This window comes from Clostridium sp. (assembly GCF_036646415.1).
In the GTDB taxonomy this organism is placed as follows: Bacteria; Bacillota; Clostridia; order Clostridiales; family Clostridiaceae; genus Clostridium_J.
The window spans coordinates 1-20,862 of sequence record NZ_JAVXMF010000017.1; the positions used below are offsets into that span (position 1 = coordinate 1).

The 20,862-nt window shown below is 30.5% G+C and carries 17 protein-coding genes; 11 read left to right on the forward strand and 6 right to left on the reverse strand.

Annotation, left to right across the window (positions count from 1 at the left end):
- Nucleotides 1–238: 238 nt before the first annotated feature.
- The 3 genes from RSD37_RS11560 to RSD37_RS11570 all read left to right on the forward strand — a co-directional run bounded on the left by RSD37_RS11560 (nt 239) and on the right by RSD37_RS11570 (nt 4,351).
- A complete protein-coding gene (locus RSD37_RS11560) occupies nt 239–979 on the forward strand; it encodes a DapH/DapD/GlmU-related protein (RefSeq protein WP_346946897.1) in 741 nt (246 codons plus the stop codon).
- A 15-nt stretch (nt 980–994) separates the two neighbouring features.
- Nucleotides 995–2,464 (forward strand): oligosaccharide flippase family protein, encoded by a 1,470-nt coding sequence (locus tag RSD37_RS11565; RefSeq protein ID WP_346946898.1) that lies wholly within the window; start codon nt 995–997, stop codon nt 2,462–2,464.
- A 153-nt stretch (nt 2,465–2,617) separates the two neighbouring features.
- Nucleotides 2,618–4,351 (forward strand): phospho-sugar mutase, encoded by a 1,734-nt coding sequence (locus tag RSD37_RS11570; protein ID WP_346946899.1) that lies wholly within the window; start codon nt 2,618–2,620, stop codon nt 4,349–4,351.
- 42 nt (nt 4,352–4,393) lie between these two features.
- Here the strand turns inward: RSD37_RS11570 and RSD37_RS11575 are convergent, their stop codons facing one another.
- Together RSD37_RS11575 and RSD37_RS11580 are read right to left on the reverse strand one after the other, a co-directional pair.
- Nucleotides 4,394–5,359, reverse strand: coding sequence for an LCP family protein (locus tag RSD37_RS11575; protein ID WP_346946900.1), 966 nt, complete (start codon nt 5,357–5,359; stop codon nt 4,394–4,396).
- Between the two features lie 15 nt (nt 5,360–5,374).
- Nucleotides 5,375–6,706 (reverse strand): LCP family protein, encoded by a 1,332-nt coding sequence (locus RSD37_RS11580; protein WP_346946901.1) that lies wholly within the window; start codon nt 6,704–6,706, stop codon nt 5,375–5,377.
- 245 nt (nt 6,707–6,951) lie between these two features.
- Between RSD37_RS11580 and RSD37_RS11585 the strand changes: the two genes are divergently transcribed.
- Nucleotides 6,952–7,338 (forward strand): hypothetical protein, encoded by a 387-nt coding sequence (locus tag RSD37_RS11585; RefSeq protein ID WP_346946902.1) that lies wholly within the window; start codon nt 6,952–6,954, stop codon nt 7,336–7,338.
- 472 nt (nt 7,339–7,810) lie between these two features.
- Here RSD37_RS11585 and RSD37_RS11590 read toward each other — a convergent pair whose 3' ends face one another.
- Nucleotides 7,811–8,920 (reverse strand): LCP family protein, encoded by a 1,110-nt coding sequence (locus RSD37_RS11590; protein WP_346946903.1) that lies wholly within the window; start codon nt 8,918–8,920, stop codon nt 7,811–7,813.
- Between the two features lie 189 nt (nt 8,921–9,109).
- Between RSD37_RS11590 and RSD37_RS11595 the strand changes: the two genes are divergently transcribed.
- Entirely contained in the window at nt 9,110–10,177 is a 1,068-nt protein-coding gene (locus tag RSD37_RS11595) for a mannose-1-phosphate guanylyltransferase (RefSeq protein ID WP_346946904.1), read from the forward strand.
- 45 nt (nt 10,178–10,222) lie between these two features.
- On the opposite strand, the gene RSD37_RS11600 is transcribed toward RSD37_RS11595, so the two are convergent.
- On the reverse strand, nt 10,223–11,356 hold the full coding sequence (locus RSD37_RS11600) for a glycosyltransferase family 1 protein (protein WP_346946905.1): 1,134 nt from the start codon (nt 11,354–11,356) through the stop codon (nt 10,223–10,225).
- A 136-nt stretch (nt 11,357–11,492) separates the two neighbouring features.
- Here RSD37_RS11600 and RSD37_RS11605 point away from each other — a divergent pair, with 136 nt between their 5' ends.
- The 4 genes from RSD37_RS11605 to RSD37_RS11620 are packed head-to-tail and all read left to right on the forward strand — an operon-like array spanning nt 11,493 to nt 14,564.
- Nucleotides 11,493–12,506 (forward strand): CotS family spore coat protein, encoded by a 1,014-nt coding sequence (locus RSD37_RS11605; RefSeq protein WP_346946906.1) that lies wholly within the window; start codon nt 11,493–11,495, stop codon nt 12,504–12,506.
- A gap of 12 nt (nt 12,507–12,518) precedes the next feature.
- Nucleotides 12,519–12,737 (forward strand): hypothetical protein, encoded by a 219-nt coding sequence (locus RSD37_RS11610; RefSeq protein ID WP_346946907.1) that lies wholly within the window; start codon nt 12,519–12,521, stop codon nt 12,735–12,737.
- A gap of 10 nt (nt 12,738–12,747) precedes the next feature.
- Nucleotides 12,748–13,512 carry a hypothetical protein gene (locus RSD37_RS11615; protein WP_346946908.1) on the forward strand — a complete coding sequence of 255 codons (765 nt, stop codon included), beginning with the start codon at nt 12,748–12,750 and terminating at the stop codon, nt 13,510–13,512.
- Nucleotides 13,513–13,526: 14 nt separating this feature from the next.
- Complete coding sequence (locus RSD37_RS11620; protein WP_346946909.1) at nt 13,527–14,564, forward strand: CotS family spore coat protein; 1,038 nt, start codon at nt 13,527–13,529, stop codon at nt 14,562–14,564.
- Nucleotides 14,565–14,649: 85 nt separating this feature from the next.
- Here RSD37_RS11620 and RSD37_RS11625 read toward each other — a convergent pair whose 3' ends face one another.
- Entirely contained in the window at nt 14,650–15,768 is a 1,119-nt protein-coding gene (locus RSD37_RS11625) for a glycosyltransferase family 1 protein (RefSeq protein ID WP_346946910.1), read from the reverse strand.
- A gap of 120 nt (nt 15,769–15,888) precedes the next feature.
- Here RSD37_RS11625 and RSD37_RS11630 point away from each other — a divergent pair, with 120 nt between their 5' ends.
- Entirely contained in the window at nt 15,889–16,890 is a 1,002-nt protein-coding gene (locus tag RSD37_RS11630; RefSeq protein WP_346946911.1) for a CotS family spore coat protein, read from the forward strand.
- Between the two features lie 144 nt (nt 16,891–17,034).
- Here the strand turns inward: RSD37_RS11630 and adhE are convergent, their stop codons facing one another.
- Entirely contained in the window at nt 17,035–19,575 is a 2,541-nt protein-coding gene (adhE, locus tag RSD37_RS11635; RefSeq protein ID WP_346946956.1) for a bifunctional acetaldehyde-CoA/alcohol dehydrogenase, read from the reverse strand.
- A gap of 360 nt (nt 19,576–19,935) precedes the next feature.
- Between adhE and yabG the strand changes: the two genes are divergently transcribed.
- On the forward strand, nt 19,936–20,844 hold the full coding sequence (gene yabG, locus RSD37_RS11640) for a sporulation peptidase YabG (RefSeq protein WP_346946912.1): 909 nt from the start codon (nt 19,936–19,938) through the stop codon (nt 20,842–20,844).
- Nucleotides 20,845–20,862: the final 18 nt, after the last annotated feature.

Sequence of the window (20,862 nt, forward strand, 5' to 3'; positions counted from 1 at the left end):
TTATATAGGTATATTTTGAAAAAGAAGACTTGCCAACTTTTACTTGACTCAAACATAAAGAATACATTGTGTAGAACATAAACTTTAAATAAGATATAATATAGTTTGAAAGTGAATTAATGGTATTTGGGGTACCGTAATTTGATATATATCTTACTGGTTGTTATTTAAATAAGTTTATAAAGAAATAATAACCTATAGGATGTATTAATTTAAATATGATAAGGAAGTGTAACATATGAATTATATATCAGAGAAATCAACTATAGGAGAGAATGTTAAGGTTGGGAGATTCACAGTCATCGAGGATAATGTAGTTATAGGAGACAATTGTATTATAGGACATAATGTAGTTATTCGTGAGGATACTGTAATAAAATCAAATGTAAGAATAGATGACAATACAGTTGTAGGTAAAACTCCTATGAGAGGGGTAAATAGTATATTTAAAGACGAGGATAAACTTCCACCATGTACTATTGGAGAAGGTTGTCTAATTGGTGCTACTACTATTATTTATAGAGGGGCAACTATTGGAGATAAAACTTTAATTGCTGATATGGCAACTATTAGAGAAAATGTTACTATTGGAGATAGAACAGTTATAGGAAGAGGCTCTACTATAGAGAATTTCTGCACAGTAGGTTCTAACTGTAAGATACAAACAAATGTATACTTAACTGCATATTCTACGGTAGAAGACTATGTGTTTATTGCACCTTGTGTTGTTACGTCTAATGATAACTACGCAGCTCGTTCAAAAGAAAGGTTCGGAAAATTCAAGGGCATTACTGTTAAAAAAGGTGGAAGAATTGGGGCAGGTACTGTAGTGCTTCCTGGTAAAATTATAGAAGAAGAAGGATTTGCAGCAGCAGGTGCTTTAGTGACAAAGGATGTGCCAAGTAAGAAGGTTGCAATTGGAAGTCCAGCTAAAGTTCTAAGAGATGTACCAGTAGATCAACTTTTAGAAAATCAATAGGATTAGTGTAATATTATGAGGAGATTGAAGTCGGGGCTTAAAAGTGTACTAGTAAGGAGTGGACATAACGTTCTTCTTAGAAAATTTTTGTCATTTTCTATAGGTAATTGGATAGTTCTAATTATTGGGCTTATATCAACACCATTAATAACTAGGATAATAGAGCCTACAGAATACGGTAAATATAGCATGTTTATAATGTATGCCAATATATTTATGTTGGTTATAACATGTGGATTAGATCAAGCTTATGTAAGGTTCTTTTATGAGGAAGATGAAACAAATAGAAACAGGCTTTTATTTGAAAGTATAAAGATTCCAATGATTCTTAACTTAGCACTAATAATTGTAGTAATTATATTTAAAGTACCTATATCTGAGAGCATCATAGGAGAATATAGTTTTAGCTTCATAATACTACTTTTAATTAATATAACATTAGCATCAATAAGTAGATTTTCACTTTTAACCGTAAGAATGAAGCAAAAAGGAAAGCTGTATTCATTTTTACAGGTAGCACAAAAAATTACTTATTTGATATCTATAGGGCTATTTATAATGATGTTTGAATGCGATTTTATGACCCTTGCATATGCAACGTTGATATCGAATATAACAATTGTAGGAATATCTATATTTTCAGAAAGAGATACTTGGAAGTTTAAAGGGGTTAAGCATAAGGTATTAAAAAATTCCCAAAAGGATATTATAAAGTATGGAGTACCATTAATATTTACATTTATGGTAGCTTGGGTATTTCAATCTGCCGACAAGGTGGCAATTAAAGCATATGGAAGTTATGCAGATGTAGGTATATATGGATCTGCAATGAACATAATAGCAATACTAAATATACTTCAGTCATCATTTGTTACATTTTGGACACCTGTATCATTTGAAAAGTATGAGGAAAATCCAGAGGATACTAAGTTTTTCTCTGATATGAATGATATACTAAGTTTTTCAATGTTTTTAATAGGTATTGGATTAATAACATTTAAAGATTTAATTGTATTATTATTAGGTGAGAAGTATAGAATGGCATCATATATTATGCCATTTTTAGTATTTATGCCAGTGTTATATACTATGTCTGAAGTCTCTGTTGTAGGTATAAATTTCAAGAAAAAACCTAAGTATCATATAATAATAGCGTCTATTGCATGTGTATTTAACATTATTGGAAATTATATTCTAGTACCTAAGCTTGGAGCAAAGGGAGCAGCTATTTCTACAGGAATTGCATATATGATACTTTACTATTCTAGAACTTTAATATCTAGAAAACTTTACAATGTAGATTATCATATAGGTAGGACAACTATTATAATAGCATCTATGGCGGTTCTTGCCTTATACTCAAGTTTTAATGATTTCTCAATAATTACAGTGGGATTAGCCGTTATAAATATTGTCATAACTTTATTGTTATACAAAGATGCAATTAAGGATATAATAAATAAAGTATTGAAAACCAATGTATAAATTTTACACTTAACAAGGGATGATATATAATAATCATAAAAGACATAAGTTGTTAATCAATATTATATGGCAGAAGGATGTCTTAATTGTTATTAGTACAATAAGAATATAATAGAAATAAGTAATAAGGTACTTGAAATGGGGGGGGATAATATGAACTACAAAGATAAATATAACTTATGGATTAACTCTTCGTTTATAGATGTGGATACAAAGGAAGAGTTAAAAAACATTAAAGAAGAGGCTGATTTAGAAGATAGATTCTATAAGGATTTAGAGTTTGGTACAGGTGGACTTAGAGGTGTAATAGGAGCAGGAAGTAATAGGCTTAATATATACACCGTTGGAAAAGCTACTCAGGGCTTTGCAAATTATTTAAATAGTCATTATGATAATCCTAAAGTTGCTATAGCTTATGATTCTAGACATATGTCTGTGGAGTTTTCAGAATACACATCAAGGGTTTTAGCTGGGAATGGTATAGAGGTATATTTATATGATAGACTTACTCCAACCCCAATGCTTTCATATGCAGTTAGAGAGTTAAAATGTCAAGGTGGAATTGTGCTTACAGCATCACACAATCCTAAAGAATATAATGGATATAAGGTTTATGGAAGTGATGGGTGTCAAGTAACAGATATTGCAGCTAATGAGATTATTAACTTTGTAAATAAGGTAGGTTCCTTTGAAGAAATCTTAGTTATGGATAAGGAAGAAGCCATATCAAAGGGACTTATTAATTATATAGGTGAAGAGATATATTCTACATATATCGAAAGGGTTAAAGGAATTACAATAAGAAAAGACCTTGTTAAAAACTCATCTAAGGATTTAAAGATAATATATACACCTATTCATGGATCAGGAAATATTCCAGTTAGAAGAGTACTAGGGGAACTTTTTTACAAGAATCTAGAAGTTGTTAAGGAACAGGAACTCCCTGATGGAGATTTTCCAACAGCACCTTATCCAAATCCAGAGGATAGTAAGGTGTTTAAATTAGCCTTGGAAATGGCTAAGGAGTTTAATCCAGATATTATTCTTGGAACAGATCCAGATTGCGATAGAATAGGAGCTGTGGTTAAAGATGATAAAGGAGACTATACTGTATTAACAGGAAATCAAGTTGGGGTTTTATTATCACACTATATAGTATCATCCTTGAAAGCGGTTAATGAACTTCCAGACCAAGGTACTATAATAAAAACTATAGTATCAACGGATATGATAAAGCCAATCTGCAAGAATTTTGGGGTTGAGCTTAAAGAAGTTTTAACGGGATTCAAATATATTGGAGAGATGATTGGAAATTTTGAAGAGAATCAAGAGAAAAATCAATTTCTACTTGGATTTGAAGAGAGCTATGGATATCTAGCAGGAGACTTTGTGAGAGATAAGGATGCAGTCATAGCAGCTACTTTAATATGTGAGATGACACTTTACTATAAGTCTATAGGAAAGACGTTATATGAAGGGTTAGTTGATTTATATAATGAATATGGATATTATAAAGAGAAGCTAATCTCTATTGAACTAAAAGGAAAAGATGGTCAAGAAAAGATTGGTGAGATAATAGAGTACTTTAGAAATGAAGATATAAGAAACTTTGGAGAATATAATGTTGAATTTAAAGAAGATTATAAGCTAAGTACTATAAAGAGTTTTGTAGACTCTAGCGAAGAAGTAATAAATCTTCCAAAATCTAATGTTATTAAGTTCATTTTCTCCAATGGGTGCTATTTCGTAGTACGTCCTTCAGGTACAGAGCCAAAGATGAAGGTATATCTAGGTGTTACTGGAGAAAATAATAAAGATGCAGAAAGAAATATAGCTTATTTAGAAGAACAAGTTTTAAATAGTGTAAAGCAATTTTTACCTAGTTAATTATAACAAAAAACATGTTACATTACTGTAACATGTTTTTTATTATTCAGGTTTTATATCCTCGTATATATATTTTTGAATTTGTTCTTTAGTAACAGCTTCATCGAAGATTGTATACCAAATTTCGTCTATCTTATCGCCTTTACTATAACTAGGAAGTGGAAACTTTAGTTGTTCTATGTTTGTGATTCCAGAACCTAACACACTTGTTCCTAGACTTAGTATTTCAGAGGTTGAAAGACTTGTTTGAACATGAGGTAGAATATCGCTAACCATAGATGGTAGCTGAAGAGTTCCTACCGTGGATATCTTATTAAAAATCTCAGTAAGGACGATTCTATGTCTTTCAGTTCTCTTATCATCTCCACCACTGTTATATCTTATTCTACAATATGCCAGTGCTTGATCTCCGTTAACGTGCTGCCTTCCAGAACTTGAGATGGTACCGCTTAAATCACTTAGCTCATAATCTTCTATAGTAAGATCTATACCACCTATAGTATCTATAATATCTTTAAGATTAGTAAAGTTAACCTTAGCATAGTCTGTAATATCAAGGCCAAAGGTTTGATTAATAGTTTTTATGGCAAGTTCCTCTTGTCCAAAAGCATAGGCATGATTAATTTTATCGTATCCATGATCTTCGATATTTACATAGCTATCTCTTGAAATAGAAGTTAATTTAAGTTTTTTATGTTCGGAATCTAAAGTTGCAATAACTATAGCATCAGAACGACCTACATCACCTTCACTCTGATCTATTCCAAAGAGTACTATATTTTTTATTTTTTTTGATTTTGATATAGATTCATCAATACCTAAATTTTTATCATCAAAGTCTACAGTGTTTAATTTACCTATCATAGATAGTCCATAACTACCTGCAGCTGCAATACAAAATATTAAAAGTGTTGCAATTACAAGGAGAATCTTTTTACTGGTACTTAAACCTTTGGATTTCTTTTTTTTACTTTGTGACCTTTTATTTGGGTTAACATCTTTACTCATAGAATCCTCCTAAAATTATGGATTTGGTGGTTTTGGTACACTAGGATTAGGTGTTTCTACATCTCCATTAGTATCTTCTCCGGTAGACGGAGTTTGAGTATTGTCTTCACCGGTACCATTTCCAGTATTGTCATCTTGAGTATTATCTCCACTGGTATCATTATTTTTAGTGTTTTCATCTTTAGTATTGTTATTATTATTGGTATTATTGGTATTATTATTGGTATTATTGTTATTTGTGGTTGGAACAGTCATTTTTGGTTCTGAGTTCTCATGATAATGTTCGTTGTCATGAATGTAAACTTTTTGATTATCCTCTAGCCATAGTTTTCGGTCATTAAAAATATATTCATGCATTTGTTTTTCAGTATATGCTTCATCGTAACATAAATAGAATATATTAAGACCAACCGATGGAGTCCAAATTTCTGAGTTGTGAGAATATTCATCTCTAGGAAATCTTTCTTGCTCTATGTTAGCAGTTCCTAAGTTTAGGACATTAGCTCCTAAATTTATTATTTCTTTATTAGATAGACTGGTTTCTACATAAGGTAAAAGTTTAGCTGCCATTGATGTCAACTTTGCTGTACCTGCACTTGAAATTTTATTGAACATTTCAGTCATGATTTTACGATGTCTTTCAGTTCTGTCAAAATCACCATTTGCAGTACTTCTAATTCTACAATATCCTAGAGTTTGAAATCCGTCTAAATGTACTTTTTCAGATTCATCTTTAACAAGAAAGTTTACTGGAATCTTGTATGCAGTTGAAACAAGTTCTATGTAATCATCAAGTTCTTTAATTTCCTCATCAGACAATTCCATATCAATACCACCAATTGCATCTATGAGACCTTCTAATTCTTCAAAGTTGATTTTCACATAGTCAGTTATATTAAGTCCAAAGTTTTGGTTTAAAGTTTTAATAGTAAGCTGTGGACCTCCATAGGCAAAGGAATGGTTAAGTTTATCTTTACCATACCCCGAGATTTCTACATAGGTGTCTCTCATAACAGATGTAATTTTAAGTTTTTTGTGGACGGGATCGAAAGTTGCTATCATCATAGCATCAGAACGTCCAACATCGTTACCGGTCTCATCAACACCTAATATAGCTATATTCACGATATTAGTTATTTCATCCATCTCAATCTTTTCAGTAACATCTTCTCTAATTCCTAAGTCGGTATTATCTAACTCAACTCTTTTAATTTTAGATAATAAATTGTTTGTAAAGAGAAAAACTGAGGAGATTAACATAACTAGAACAACAGAACATATAAGAATAATTTTTATCATACGCCTTTTTTTAATGCTTTGATTGCTTGTTACATTTTTGTTTGCCAATTTTTAATCACATCCCTATAAATATTTTTGGATATATAGTACTAAGCTAGTAAAACATCCAAAAGAGGTATATCACATTTATCCATTATACAACACAACAAAAGAAAATAGTATATTAATTGAGTAAATTGCATATTTTTCAAACGTTAATTTTTCTATATTCTATTAATCCGAAAATGAAAATTCACCCCAAATGTTGAATATATACAGTGTGTCCAAATACAAATCAACGAGGTGAACACTATGTGTATTCGATAAGAATGCTTTTATCCTTTGATGAAATAATAAAATTTCAACCTAAAACTAGATTAGAATTAATACTATCAGAAATTGATTTTTCTCCATTAGTTATAAAGTTATCTAAACCAAACACTACGCGTGGACCGAAAGGTCATGATATTTTACCTATGCTTTATGCTTTGGTTGCTATGCAAGTTAAAAAAATAAAGTATAGGAAACAATTAGTTCAACGACTACAAGCAAATCTAATTATTGCATTAAACAAAAGAGGTAAATATGCTCCAGCTCAAGGCTTTGATGAAAATCTAAATCCTATTTGCCCAATGGGTTATACTTTAGTATATTGGGGCAAAGATGGCGACTACTTTAAATATAGATGTCCTCATGTTTGAAACAAAGTTAATTGCCCACAAGGATCTTGTTGGTGTAGTAATTCTAGTTATGGGTACACTCTTAAACTCAATTATAAGGAAAATAGTAGGCTCTGTTCATATCCTCCTAGAAACAGTTCTGTATATCAAAAGTTATACAACAAACGCACTTTTGATATACAGAACAAATTCTAAGCTAAAAGAACATCTTAATATAAATAATCAGCGATCAGTTGGTATAAAAAAAGTTATATCAACCTGTTTGTTGAGATGTATTGCTTTAATTTCTGGGACACTTTCTCTAAATAAGCCTTCGGCTTAAGGTTATATCATTTTCTTAAAAATTGTATAGTTATCCACAGGCAACCTTATTGATTAGCTTTGATGTACGCAAAAAACATTTGAAAGATCAAAAAGATTATGAAACAAAAATACATAATTGTGAAATTTACTCAATTAGTTATGTTTACATGAATGTTAGTAAATTAATAATTTATTCTTCGATTGAGTTATTCCATAATTTAATGTCTTTAAATAGATATTCATGAATTTCTTCTCTAGCAATATCTTCATCATATGTTAGATAGAAAATACTATTAATTAAGGCATTTTCACTATATTCATCTCTAGGAAATCTAGCTTGTTCTAAATCACTTGATCCCATGGATACAACTTGGGTACCTAAATTTAAGATTTCAGTATTTGATAGACTTGTTTCTACATAAGGGAGAAGTTTGTTCATCATAAGAGCTAGTTTACCAACTCCAGCACTTGAAATATTATTAAACATTTCATTGGTTATTTTTCTCTGTCTTTCAGTTCTATCAAAATCACCACCAGCAGTTCCTCTTATTCTTGTATATCCAAGGGCTTCATAGCCTGTCATATGAACTTTTCCATCATGGTTAAAGGATACATGCTTAGGAGTTTTATTAGAAGCTATATATACTGTATCAAGATATGCATTTACATGCTCTAATTCAGTTGAAGTCATTTCCATATCAATGCCCCCTATGGCATCAATAATATCTTCAAGTTCTGTAAAGTCTACAGCCACATAATCAGTAATGTTAAGATCAAAGTTTTTATTTATGGTTTTAATAGCAAGTTCTGGACCACCATAAGCATAAGCATGGTTAAGTTTGTCATAACCATAATCAGGAATGTTAACATATGTATCTCTCATTATAGAGGTTATTTTAATCTTTTTATTAACGGTATCCAAGGTTCCAATCATTATAGCATCAGAACGTTGGATGTTATCAACCTCTTGGTCAACCCCAAACATAGCTATATTAACAATATCTCCGAAGGAATCTGAGTAATTTAAGTCATTTATAAATTTATCACTAATTCCTAAATTGTCATTATCAAGGTCAGTACGTTTTACCTTACCCATAGTTAATAAAATAGAACTTGAAAAAATAATTACAAGTACGAATAATGAAATTACTATAATTGAGATTATTCTCCTTCGCTTTCGCTGTTTTAATTTTTTTCTTCTTAACTCATTTTTTTTAGAAACAGAGGGTTTAGTTTTTATATCTGTAGTCATTCTATTTACAGAGGTTTTATTGTTTTTATTATTATGGTTAGTGCTCAAGATGAAATCACCCTTTCTAAATGTATTACCAATATCATAATTATTCATACAAAATTACTACATTGATTATTCTATAATTATACGATAAATTTTTATTTAAGGGTATTAGTAAAAGAATCTTTTTTTATTCCTCACACAATTGTTTTTAATATCATATTATAAAAATAAGCAATGTAAAAGGTGATGCGGGTGTTATATGCATTAATTTTGGCAGGCGGAAAAGGTACAAGACTCTATCCACTGTCACGATCTAATAATCCAAAACAGTTTCTAAAAGTTTTTAATGAAGAAAGCTTTTTAAGAAATACTGTTCGTAGAATTGAACCATTAATAAAAAAAGAAAATACATTTGTAGTTACAAATAAGGAATATATAGATAAAATTCAAGATGAGTTATCACAAATAAGCAAAGAAAATATATTTGTGGAGCCTAGCAATAAGGAGACTGCTACATGTATAGGTCTTGCAGCCGCTAAACTTCTAAAGAAGGATAAGGATGCAGTGATGATAGTATTACCATCTGACCATTATATAGAAGGTGAAAAGGCTTTTTTAGATACTCTAAAAAATGCAGTTGAGTTAGCAGAGAAAAGGAGAGGGCTTATAACTATCGGAATTGAACCTAGTAGACCTGAAACAGGCTATGGATATATTGAGATGGGAGATCCTATAGTAAGTTCAATGAAGACCTATAGGGTGGCGAGATTTACTGAAAAGCCTAATATAGATGTAGCTAAAGACTTCATATTGAAGGGAACTTATTTATGGAATTCAGGTATGTTTGTTTGGAGAGCTGATGTTTTCTTAAGAGAAATGCAAAAATATTTACCTAAAATGCATAACTCAATTAGTGAGATTTATAAACATGTAGGAGAGGAGGATGAAGAGGAAGTTATAGAAAATGAATATAAAATAATAGATGGCATATCTGTAGATTTTGGAATAATGCAAAAGACTAGAAAGGGATATGTAATTAAGAGCGAATTTCAATGGGATGACATCGGAAGCTTTGCATCTCTAACACGATTTTTAGAAGAATCTAAAGGTAATAGAATAGTAGGGTCTGCATACTTAGACTCAAGCGAAAACTGTGCAGTATTTGGTAAGAAAAATCTCATCATAGGTTTTGGCATTAAGGATTTAGTAATTGTAGATGCGGGAGACGTTATACTTGTTATGGATAAGAGCAAAGATCAAGAAATTAAACATCTACTTAATGAAATGAAGAAAGAAAAAGAACTTGAAGAATTCTTATAAAATAAATATAGAGTAGTTACTAGAGAGGTAACTACTCTTTTTAAGTTAGACTTCTGTTATTACAGTTTCATATACAGTTTTGTAAGCTGCTAAAGTTTTTCTTGCGGTATTTTCCCAAGAAAAAAGTTTTGATCTAGATAGGGATAGTTTGCTTAACTCATTACGAAGAGTTTCGCTTCCTAACATAAGCTCCATAGCCTTTAATAATGAATTATCTTGATATGGGTCGATTAGTATACCACTATCTCCAACAACTTCCGGTATAGATGTTGTATTGGATGAAATTACAGGTGTTCCACAACTCATTGCTTCAAGAGGTGGAAGGCCAAAACCCTCATATAATGAAGGATATGCAAAGCATTCACAGGCATTATAGTATATTGGGAGATCTTCATCTGGAGCAAATCCTGTGAACTTTATATATTTATTCATATTTAATTTATCAACTAGTTTAACTAGTTCTTGTGACTCATCTCTATAGGAACCGACGATGACTAGATTATATTCTTTGTTCATATGATTTTTTAACTTAGCGAAAGAAGTTATTAAAGAATAAACATTTTTACGCTTACTAAAGCCTCCAATATACAAAATGAAAGGTTTATCAATTCCATACTTTTCTTTTATTATAGATTTGCACTTCGCTTTGTCTAGAGGCATATATTTTTTATCCGCGGCAAGTGGAGTTACAAAAATTTTATTTTCATCCATAGGAAAAAATCTTAATATATCTTGTTTAGAATACTCAGAAACTGTAAGTATACCGCTGCTTAGTTCAGTTATAATTGGCAGTTCTTTTAAAAATTTAAGAAGATAGCCACGGCCTACTGTTTCAGGCATGATATAGGGGATTAAATCGTGAATAGTAACTACTGTTTTACAAGTAATTTCATTGCTTAATCCTATACCATTTTGAGGAATATGATATAAATCTATATTTTCACCCTTTAGATTTTGAGGAAAGAAATTATCTTGAAAGAATCTTTGATATTTTTTTGAACACATAACTATATTTGTATTTTCTTTTTGGTAGTTTTGATAATTTTCACCAGACCAATATAATTGATAGAAATTATCTTTGTCTATGTTAAGTAAGTTTTTTAAAAGATTTTCTGTATATGTTCCAATGCCACTCCCATTGTACCAATTTATACCTCTACCATCTATGGCAATATTCATAATTTCAACTCCTTTAAAAGGTATATATTACATATTAATCAACGGATAAATAAGTGTTACAAATAGTTGAAAACTAAACACACATTTATTGTAATTATCATATATTACATATAGAAGGTTCTTGGAGGAGGTTTTTTTGAAAGATTTAGAAATAATAGGTATTTTAGGACGAGAGTATAATATTATAGCAACTTCAGTCGAAAAAATAAAAGGAGTCTACAGAATAGAGACAAGTGAACAGATATATTGTTTAAAAATAGTTAAATATGAACTTCCACATTTCCTATTTATATTAGGAGCTATTAAGCATCTAAATAGTAATGGATTTGAATATGTACTAAACATAATAAAAACAACAGAGGGCAGAGATTATGTAAAAATTGGTAAATGTTTTGGATATTTAACACTATGGATTAAAGGTAGAGAGTGTTCTTACGATAATCCAATTGAACTAGCCATTGCAGCAAGAAAATTAGGGGAACTTCACAAAGCCAGTGAAGGGTTTCTAGTAACAGGTGATATGAAGCCAAGGGTAGGTTGGTTTAAATGGATAGAGGTATATAGAACTAGACGAGGTGAAATATTAGATTTTAAGGATAGAATAGCAATAAAGGTTCACAAGAATGAAGTAGATATATATTATTTAGGGCTTATGGATGAAGAGCTTAAAAGATGTGATAGAGCAATTGAAAATCTTTGTAATAGTAATTATGAAAATCAAATGTTAAAAGAGATAAATCATGGAGGCTTTTGCCACCATGACTATGCTCATCATAATGTTCTGATGTGTGATAATCAAACTGTTGATGTTATTGATTTCGATTATTGCATATTAGATACTCATTTGCATGACTTAGCTAGTCTACTAGTTAGGTCTATGAAATATGGCAGATGGGGTGAGGATAGGATGAGAATTATATTAAAGTCATATATTTCAGTTCATGAACTAGAGCAAGATGACATTGAAATTATGGCAGGGTTTATGGAGTTTCCTCAAGATTATTGGCAACGGGGTATTCAATATTATTGGGAAGAGAAATCATGGGGAGATGAATTTTTCCTTAAAAAGTTAAAGTTATATGCAGATGACATAGATGATAGACAAGAGTTTATAAATAAATTTAGAAGTTTTAAGTTAAATAATCTCTAAGGAGGGGATTGTGTGAATAAGAATGAAAATCAAAAGGATATGGATTATATGGATAATAATGATGATTTAAAAACTTTAGGTGATTATGATAAAAAACTTGAGGATATGGAGGTTCAGATTAAAGAGTTAAAGAAAATTAAAAAAAGAAGAAAAAAAATGATGGAATTAGAAATGGAGAGAGAAGAGATACTTAAGAAAATGAATAAGTCAGAAAAAAGCAAACATAAGTAGAGGTGGAAAAATGAATAGATTTTTTTATGATAGTTTTCAGCAGTATTTAAGTACTATGGGTGTAAAGAAAGTTGATTTTATGTTAAAGAGCAATGAGACTTTAAACAGAAGGATTTTAGAAGAAAAAGTTATAGAGCAGATTCATACAATAAGAAAAGTTCATGAATTGTCTTGTGGATTTAATGGGTATTTGAGGAAAAGAATAAATAATCATACCTGTAAGATTGTTGAAGATGATAAAATTCAAATAAAAAAATTTAAAAGAAGTTTAGAAAAGATAAAAGAAAATGGACCTGTAGATAGAGTGGAGGAAATTATTCTGGAAAAGGGTGATGAAATCTTAGCTAGAGGAGAAAAAGTTATTGATATAATAATGAGCAATGGATATATGGATTTAGTTGCAAGAAGTATGAGAAATGTGGAGATATGTTTAATTGATGTAGATTTTGATAATTTAGGAAAAGGCGAAACTATAGAGATTGTAAATTTTGACGATGTAGCTTATAACATGGTTGAAATGGATTGTTATCATTTCTTATCAAAGCTCAAGCGAAAGGGATTTTATGTTGATTTTGAAAGATGTATAGATACATTTTGTAGTATAGAGAATTTAGGTGAAAATAGTAAAATATTCATTAAGGCACTTTTATCATATCCTTATGAATTTATGAAGATATATGACAAATACAAGAAAAGTAAAAAAAATTGGAATGAAGAAGAATATATAAGAAGACTATTAAACGGAATTAGAGAAGATGAGAAATCCTTGATATAAGGAGGTGACTTGGTATGGAAACAAGATTTTCTCACAAAGAATGGCTAAGTAGATATGATTTAGATATAAATTTATTGGATAATTATCATTTCATAGTAATGGATGTCATACCTCTAAGAAAGGTATTTGTGCTAGTAACAGATAAGGGAAATAAGATTTTAAAGAAAGTGAATTATACCGATGAAGATATAAATTTTATAAGAAGTGGAATAGATTATTTGAAAAATAATGGATTTAATAGAATAATGGATTTTGTTTTGAATAAGGATGGACATATCATAACACAGTGGAAAAAAAGTACCTATGTAGTTATGGACTTAATAGAAGGGCGAGAATGTGAGTACAATAATTCTTTAGATATAGCTATAGCAGTTAATGGGCTAGCAGACATGCATAAAGCATCGAAGGGTATAAGTTTTTCAGATAAATGCGAAAGATATAAGGGGTTTAGCCTTATTGATAACTATAAAGGTAAGCTAAAGGAACTAGAAATCTTTAAAGAAAGAGCATTAAGCTATGAAAATAGAAGTGAGTTTCAGGAAGTGTTCCTTAAATATGTAGATTATTTTCTTAAGGCTATGGAAAAGAGTATAAGTATAATAGAGAAATCTCCATATTTACAGTTATGTAATGATAAAGATAACTTTATTCTTTGTCATCATGATTTAGCATATCACAATATCATTATAAATGACTCTAATTCTTATTTCATAGATTTTGATTATTCAATAATAGATTTAAGAGTTCATGATATTTGCAACTTTATAAATAAGGTTACAAAATATAGTTGCTATGATTTTCAAGTGTTGAAGGGAATAGTAGATGAGTATAATAGGAAAATTCCTTTATCGCAGGACGAGTATAAAATACTTTACGGTATGTTATGTTTTCCAGAAGGATTCTATTCTATTTCAAAAGATTATTTTTATAGAAAAAAACTTTGGAAATATGAAAGTTACCTGTATAAAATAGAGAAAAAGGTTAAAGATATAGAAGAAAGAGAAGAAATGATAGAAAATTTCAGAAACGTTTATGTAGGTGCTATTTTCTAGTCCCCCCTAGTAAGTAGCAAAAGGAAGATACTTAAAGTCGCTTTGAGTATCTTCCTTTTTATTTAGGATATAAAGATTTAACTTTTTATAACACAATATCATTGTAACTTTTTAAGGTTTCTATTGCAGTGTTCTCCCATGTCAAGGAATTGCACTTTTCGAATCCTTTTTCTATAAGAGTAGATCTAACATTGCTATCTAACAGGGCGGTTAAGATGCTTTCAGTAAGTTCATCAATATTATATGGAGAACAAAGCAAGGCGCTATCCCCTAAAATTTCAGGAATAGATGTAGCATTAGATGAAACTACAGGAGTACCACAGGCCATGGCTTCAAGAGGTGGTAGTCCGAAACCTTCATAAAATGACGGGTAAACTAGTAATGAAGCATTATTATATAAATAGGGCATGTGTTCCATTAATATAAATCCAGGAAAGATAACTTTTTCAGCTATATTTAGTTTTTCAGATAAAGATTTATAAATACTGAATGATTTACCTTTAGTACCTGCAATTACTAGTTTTATATCGGAAGGTAGTTTAGTATGAACTTTGCTAAAGGCTTGAATAAGACCTGAGATATTTTTCCTAGGACTAAAGCCTCCTACATATAAAATATAATTATCAGGTAATGAGTAATATTTTTTTAATATAGTACTACAGGACATTTTATTTAAGGGCTTATAAATACTTTCACTAGCCAAATAAGTAACATATATTTTCTCTTCAGGAAAGTTAAAATCTCTAGCAATATCTTTTTTTGAAAATTCGGAAACTGTAATTATACCATCACATCGATCTATAATAGATTCCATTTGATGATTAAAGATATTAAGATAAGTTTCGCCTACTGTTTCAGGCATATGAAGTGGAATGGTATCATGAAGAGTAATGACAAAGGGCATAGTATGCTTTGTGGGTAAGCCTACACCATTTTGAGGAACGTGGTATATGTCTAAGCTTTTATCCTGTAATATATTAGGAAGATTCACATTTTCCCAAAAGTTATTAGTGGGATTGCTGTTTATATAACTTATTTTAAAATTGGAGTTAAAATTTATGTTGCTTTGATTATCATCATTAAATAAAGTATATTGATTAAGCTGATCGAGATTATTAATAGCATCTATGAGCTCATAGGTATAGGTGCCGATTCCAGTACCTCTATACCATTTAGCCGCTCTAATATCAATACCTATTTTCATATTAATACTCCTTCTAAATAGATTATTCTAATTTATACTATTCAGCTAAACTCAAATATGTTATGAAGTATTCTAAATTATACTGTAAATACATATAAGTTATAGAGGGGGTGCGAAATTATGATGAGAGAGTTTGAAATTGAACGCCAATTTGATATCAAAATTGAAAGTATTAAACCTAATAAAGGTGTATATCAGTTGAAAACAAATAAAGGCGTTAGGTGTTTGAAAAAAATAAGCTATGGCACTCAAAAGTTACTCTTTGTGTGTGGGGCTAAAGAACATCTGTATAATAATGGCTTCGAGAATATAGATAGATATTATCTAAATACAGAGGAAAAGCCGTATGCTTTAGTTAATGAGGACATATATACATTATCAGAATGGATAGATGGAAGAGAATGCGATTTTCATGAAGACGATGATTTAATACTAGCAGCTAAAACATTAGCGAAGTTCCATGTTGCATCAAAGGGATATGAACCATCTGAGAATAGCAAGTTAAAGTCAGATTTGGGAAGATGGCCACATTTGATGGAGAAGCGTATAAAGTCGTTTGATAAGATGAAAGAAATGGTTAGAAAAAAGAAGAATCATAAAACAGAGTTTGATTTAAATTATATAAAATCTATGGATTATTATAAAACACTAGGGAAAAGGGCATTAGATACATTAAATAAATCAAATTACTATGAAATTTGTAAGCAGACAGAAGATGAAAAGAGCTTTTGTCACCATGACTTTACTTATCACAACATAATAATTGAAGATGAGGATAATGTTAGTGTAATAGATTTCGATTATTGTAAACGAGAAGTTAGAGCTTTTGATTTATCCAATTTTATGATAAAAGTATTAAAAAGACGGGATTGGAATTTTGAAGTAGCTAAACTTATTATTGATAATTATAATAAAGTTTCTAATCTTAAAGACGATGAGTATAACGTATTATATGCATTTCTTATGTTTCCTCAACGCTATTGGAGAATATGCAACAGGTATTATTATAATGAGGTTAATTGGTTGCAAAATACGTTTAATAAGAAGATAGAAGAGCTAATAGAGGAACAGCGTAAGTTTGAAGAGTTTATGGATAAGTTTAAGGAATTTTACAATATTTAATAAACATAAATTCTAATAAATGGTATGCTTATTTTATAGAAAAGTTATTGATTTAAGAGAGGATGTATTAAATTAAGAATACATTAAATAAAAGTTGTGGAAGTACTATTATCCACAACTTTTTATTTTGAAGTTATTTAAATGTTAGAATGCACCTTTTATCAAGTCAGCTATTTCAGAAACCAGTGGAAGGCGTGGATTAGCAGTGGTACATTGATCCTCAAATGCTTCATCAGCCAATTCGTATAATACAGAGTCTAAATGATCCTTAGTAACACCACACTCACTTAGGGTAGTTGGAATATTAACTTCAACCATAAGATTTCTAACAGCTTCAATTAGACTATCTACAGATGCCTCACAGCTTGAGTAATCTAAACCTAAAAATTTAGCTATTTCCATGAATTTTTCAGGTGCTTTATAATGGTCATATTTAGGAAAGGCAACTAGCTTGCTAGGAGTGCTTCCATTATATTTTATGACATGTGGTAGCATTATAGCATTTGCTCTTCCATGAGGAATGTGAAACTCTGACCCCAGTTTATGAGCTATACTATGATTAATACCTAAGAAAGCATTAGTAAATGCCATACCAGCCATGCAAGAGGCATTATGCATCTTTTCTCTTGCCAAGGAATTACTTCCATCCTTGTAGGCAAGTGGGAGATAATTGAATACAAGCTCCATAGATTTAAGAGCTAGAGCATCTGTATAATCTGATGCCATTACAGACACATAAGCTTCAATTGCGTGAGTTAACACATCAAGACCTGTATCTGCTGTAACAGATGGTGGAACTGTCATTACTAGATTAGGATCTATTATTGCGATGTCTGGTGTTAGTTCATAGTCGGCTAGAGGATACTTTATATTATTTTCCTTATCAGTTATAACTGCAAAGGCAGTAACCTCTGAACCAGTACCTGATGTAGTTGGAATAGCTACAAGTTTAGATTTCTTTCCAAGGTGAGGGAATTTAAAGGCTCTCTTTCTGATATCCATAAATCTTAGTTTTAGTCCATTGAAGTCTATATCAGAATTTTCATAGAAGAGCCACATTCCTTTAGCAGCGTCAATGACTGAACCACCACCCAGAGCGATTATAACATCAGGCTCAAATCTTCGCATTTGTTCAGTTCCATTCATAATAGTTTCAGTGGATGGATCTGGTTCTACATCAAGAAATACATTGATGTCAAAATTAGCTTTTTTAAGGTAGTTCATTACCTTAGATACATATCCGAGTTTATCCATAAACTTATCAGCTACGATAAAGGCTTTTTTTCCGTGAAGTTTTTCAAGGTAGCATAGGGAGCCTGGTTCAAAAAAGATTCTTTCTGGAACCCTAAACCATTGCATATTAACCCTCCTCTTGGCTACTCTTTTTATATTTATTAAATTATTTGCACTAACATTTTGAGTAGTTGAGTTTCTACCCATAGTTCCACAACCAAGGGTTAGGGATGGCATATTAACGTTATAAATATCACCTATAGCACCTTGGGAGGAAGGGGAATTAATTATTATTCTACCGACCTTAACTTTTTTAGAAAATTCTTTAATGACATTTTCATCAGTGGAGTGAAGCACTGCAGAATGTCCAAGACCTCCAAAAGAAATCATATTTTCTGCACATTTAATTCCATCATCTGTACTACCTACTATGAACATAGAAAGAATGGGACTTAATTTTTCTCTTGAAAGGGGATAATTAGGACCTATTCCACCTGGCTCACATATAAGAATTTTTGTGCCTTTAGGTACAGTAATTCCAGCCATAGTAGCAATCTTTTCTGCATTTTGACCAACTATTTCTGGATTCATAGTTTGTCTTTTTTCATCTATGGCAACTTTTTGAAGTTTAGTCATTTCCTCTTTATTTAAAAAGTAGCAATTATGAATTTTTAAAAGAGAGATAACTTCATCACTGATTTCTTTGTCAATGATTACAGCTTGCTCAGAAGCACATATGGTTCCATTATCAAAGGATTTTGAAAGTACTAGATCATTTACAGATCTTTTTATATTAGCAGTTTTTTCAATGTAACAAGGTACATTACCAGCACCAACTCCAAGAGCTGGTTTACCTGTAGAGTAAGCAGATTTTACCATGCCAGGACCACCAGTAGCGAGAATCATATCAACTCCAGGGTGGAACATAAGCTTTTGAGAAGCTTCAACAGATGGATTACTTATCCATTGTATGCAGTGATTTGGTGCTCCAGCTTCTATAGCTGCATCTAAAAGAAGTTTTGCAGCAGCTATGCTACATTTTTGTGCTTTAGGATGAAAGCTAAATATTATAGGATTCTTTGTTTTTATTGCAATTAATGCTTTAAATATTGTAGTAGAGGTAGGGTTTGTAGTTGGAGTTACTCCAGCAACAACACCAATTGGCTCTGCAACTTCCATGTAATTTTCCTCTTCGTTTATGATCCCAACAGTTTTTAAGTCTTTAATGCTGTTATATACATATTCAGAAGCAAAGATGTTTTTAGTTATTTTATCTTCATATACGCCCATGTTGGTTTCTTCTATAGCCATTTTTGCTAACTCTCTATGGTTATTTAAGGCTGACATTGTCATTTTTTTAACGATATTGTCTATGGAGTTTTGATCAAACATAATAAAACTATCGTAAGATTTTCTGGCGTTTTCAACTAGGCAGTTAATTTCTGTATCCATTGAATTTGCTTTAATAGGTGTGTAAATAACCTCGGTTAATTCTGATGTAGTATTAGTTTTATCCATATTTTCTACATTATTAGTTTTCATAGTCATTGTATATACTCCCCCTAAAGTTTGTTATTTATTTAACTAATTATATTATAGTACAATATTAATTAAATGCAATAGAAATTGTTAAAAAAATATCAATAATATTTATTTTAGTTTTAATATGTAAATGTAATATAAAAATCAAAGTGTTAAGTGAGGGATTAAATAATATCTACTAATTACGATGATGAGATTTATTATGTACATTTCACAATTACTTATATTTCTTCATAGTATATAATACGAAGTCTTTAAGGAGAGAAGAAAATGAATATAGGAGATAAAGTAGTTAGAAAGTCATACGATAAAGATATTATATTTAAAATTACACAAATAGAAATAGATGAGAATGGTGTTAAAAAATATTTATTGAAAGGTTTAAATATAAGAATTGAAGCTGATAGTGTAGAAGAGGATTTAGAGATAATAGATGAAGGCTCTGTAGGTGAAAAAGATAAGGTGTTTAATAAGAAGGTAAATACAGCACTAAAGAAGGTTCTTTTATCTAGAACGACAGTGGGATCTAGTGCAGGAGCGTTGAGGCTAGTAGATATAGATATATCCCCAAAGGATAGAAAGGGCAATTCCTTAAAGAACAATGAATTATTTTTTGGTAGGCCAGGTAAGATACTTCACATAGATGGAGATCCTCAATACCTAGAAATATGTTTAAAAACTTATAAACAACTATCAATTGAAGCAGTTGGAAGGGTAGTAGCTGAGAAAGAACAACCATTAGTAATCTTGGATTTAGTAAAGGAGCTTAATCCTGATATTGTGGTTATTACAGGACATGATGGTATGTCAAAAGATATTTCTAATTATATGGATTTAAATAATTATAGAAATTCAAAATATTTTGTTGAGTGTGTATCTTTGCTTAGAAATTATAAATCTAATTATGATGATTTAGTTATTTTTGCTGGAGCATGTCAATCTAATTATGAGGCACTACTAGACGCGGGTGCTAATTTTGCATCTTCTCCAAATAGAGTACTTATTCATTGTTTAGATCCAGTTTTGATTTGTGAGAAGGTAGCATACACAAATATAGATGATATAGTAAATATAGAAGATGCAATACAAAATACAATTACAGGAATAAAAGGTGTTGGAGGATTACAAACTAGAGGTAAGTATAGAAAGGGGTATCCTAAGTCACAGTATGTAAAATAATAATTTAATGTAAGATAA

Coding starts and splice junctions, on each gene's coding strand:
- RSD37_RS11560 (WP_346946897.1), top strand. CDS start 239: ATGAATTATATATCAGAGAAATCAACTATAGGAGAGAATGTTAAGGTT.
- RSD37_RS11565 (WP_346946898.1), top strand. CDS start 995: ATGAGGAGATTGAAGTCGGGGCTTAAAAGTGTACTAGTAAGGAGTGGA.
- RSD37_RS11570 (WP_346946899.1), top strand. CDS start 2,618: ATGAACTACAAAGATAAATATAACTTATGGATTAACTCTTCGTTTATA.
- RSD37_RS11575 (WP_346946900.1), bottom strand. CDS start 5,359: ATGAGTAAAGATGTTAACCCAAATAAAAGGTCACAAAGTAAAAAAAAG.
- RSD37_RS11600 (WP_346946905.1), bottom strand. CDS start 11,356: ATGAATATTGCCATAGATGGTAGAGGTATAAATTGGTACAATGGGAGT.
- RSD37_RS11615 (WP_346946908.1), top strand. CDS start 12,748: ATGAATAGATTTTTTTATGATAGTTTTCAGCAGTATTTAAGTACTATG.
- RSD37_RS11620 (WP_346946909.1), top strand. CDS start 13,527: ATGGAAACAAGATTTTCTCACAAAGAATGGCTAAGTAGATATGATTTA.
- RSD37_RS11625 (WP_346946910.1), bottom strand. CDS start 15,768: ATGAAAATAGGTATTGATATTAGAGCGGCTAAATGGTATAGAGGTACT.
- RSD37_RS11630 (WP_346946911.1), top strand. CDS start 15,889: ATGATGAGAGAGTTTGAAATTGAACGCCAATTTGATATCAAAATTGAA.
- adhE (WP_346946956.1), bottom strand. CDS start 19,575: ATGGATACAGAAATTAACTGCCTAGTTGAAAACGCCAGAAAATCTTAC.
- yabG (WP_346946912.1), top strand. CDS start 19,936: ATGAATATAGGAGATAAAGTAGTTAGAAAGTCATACGATAAAGATATT.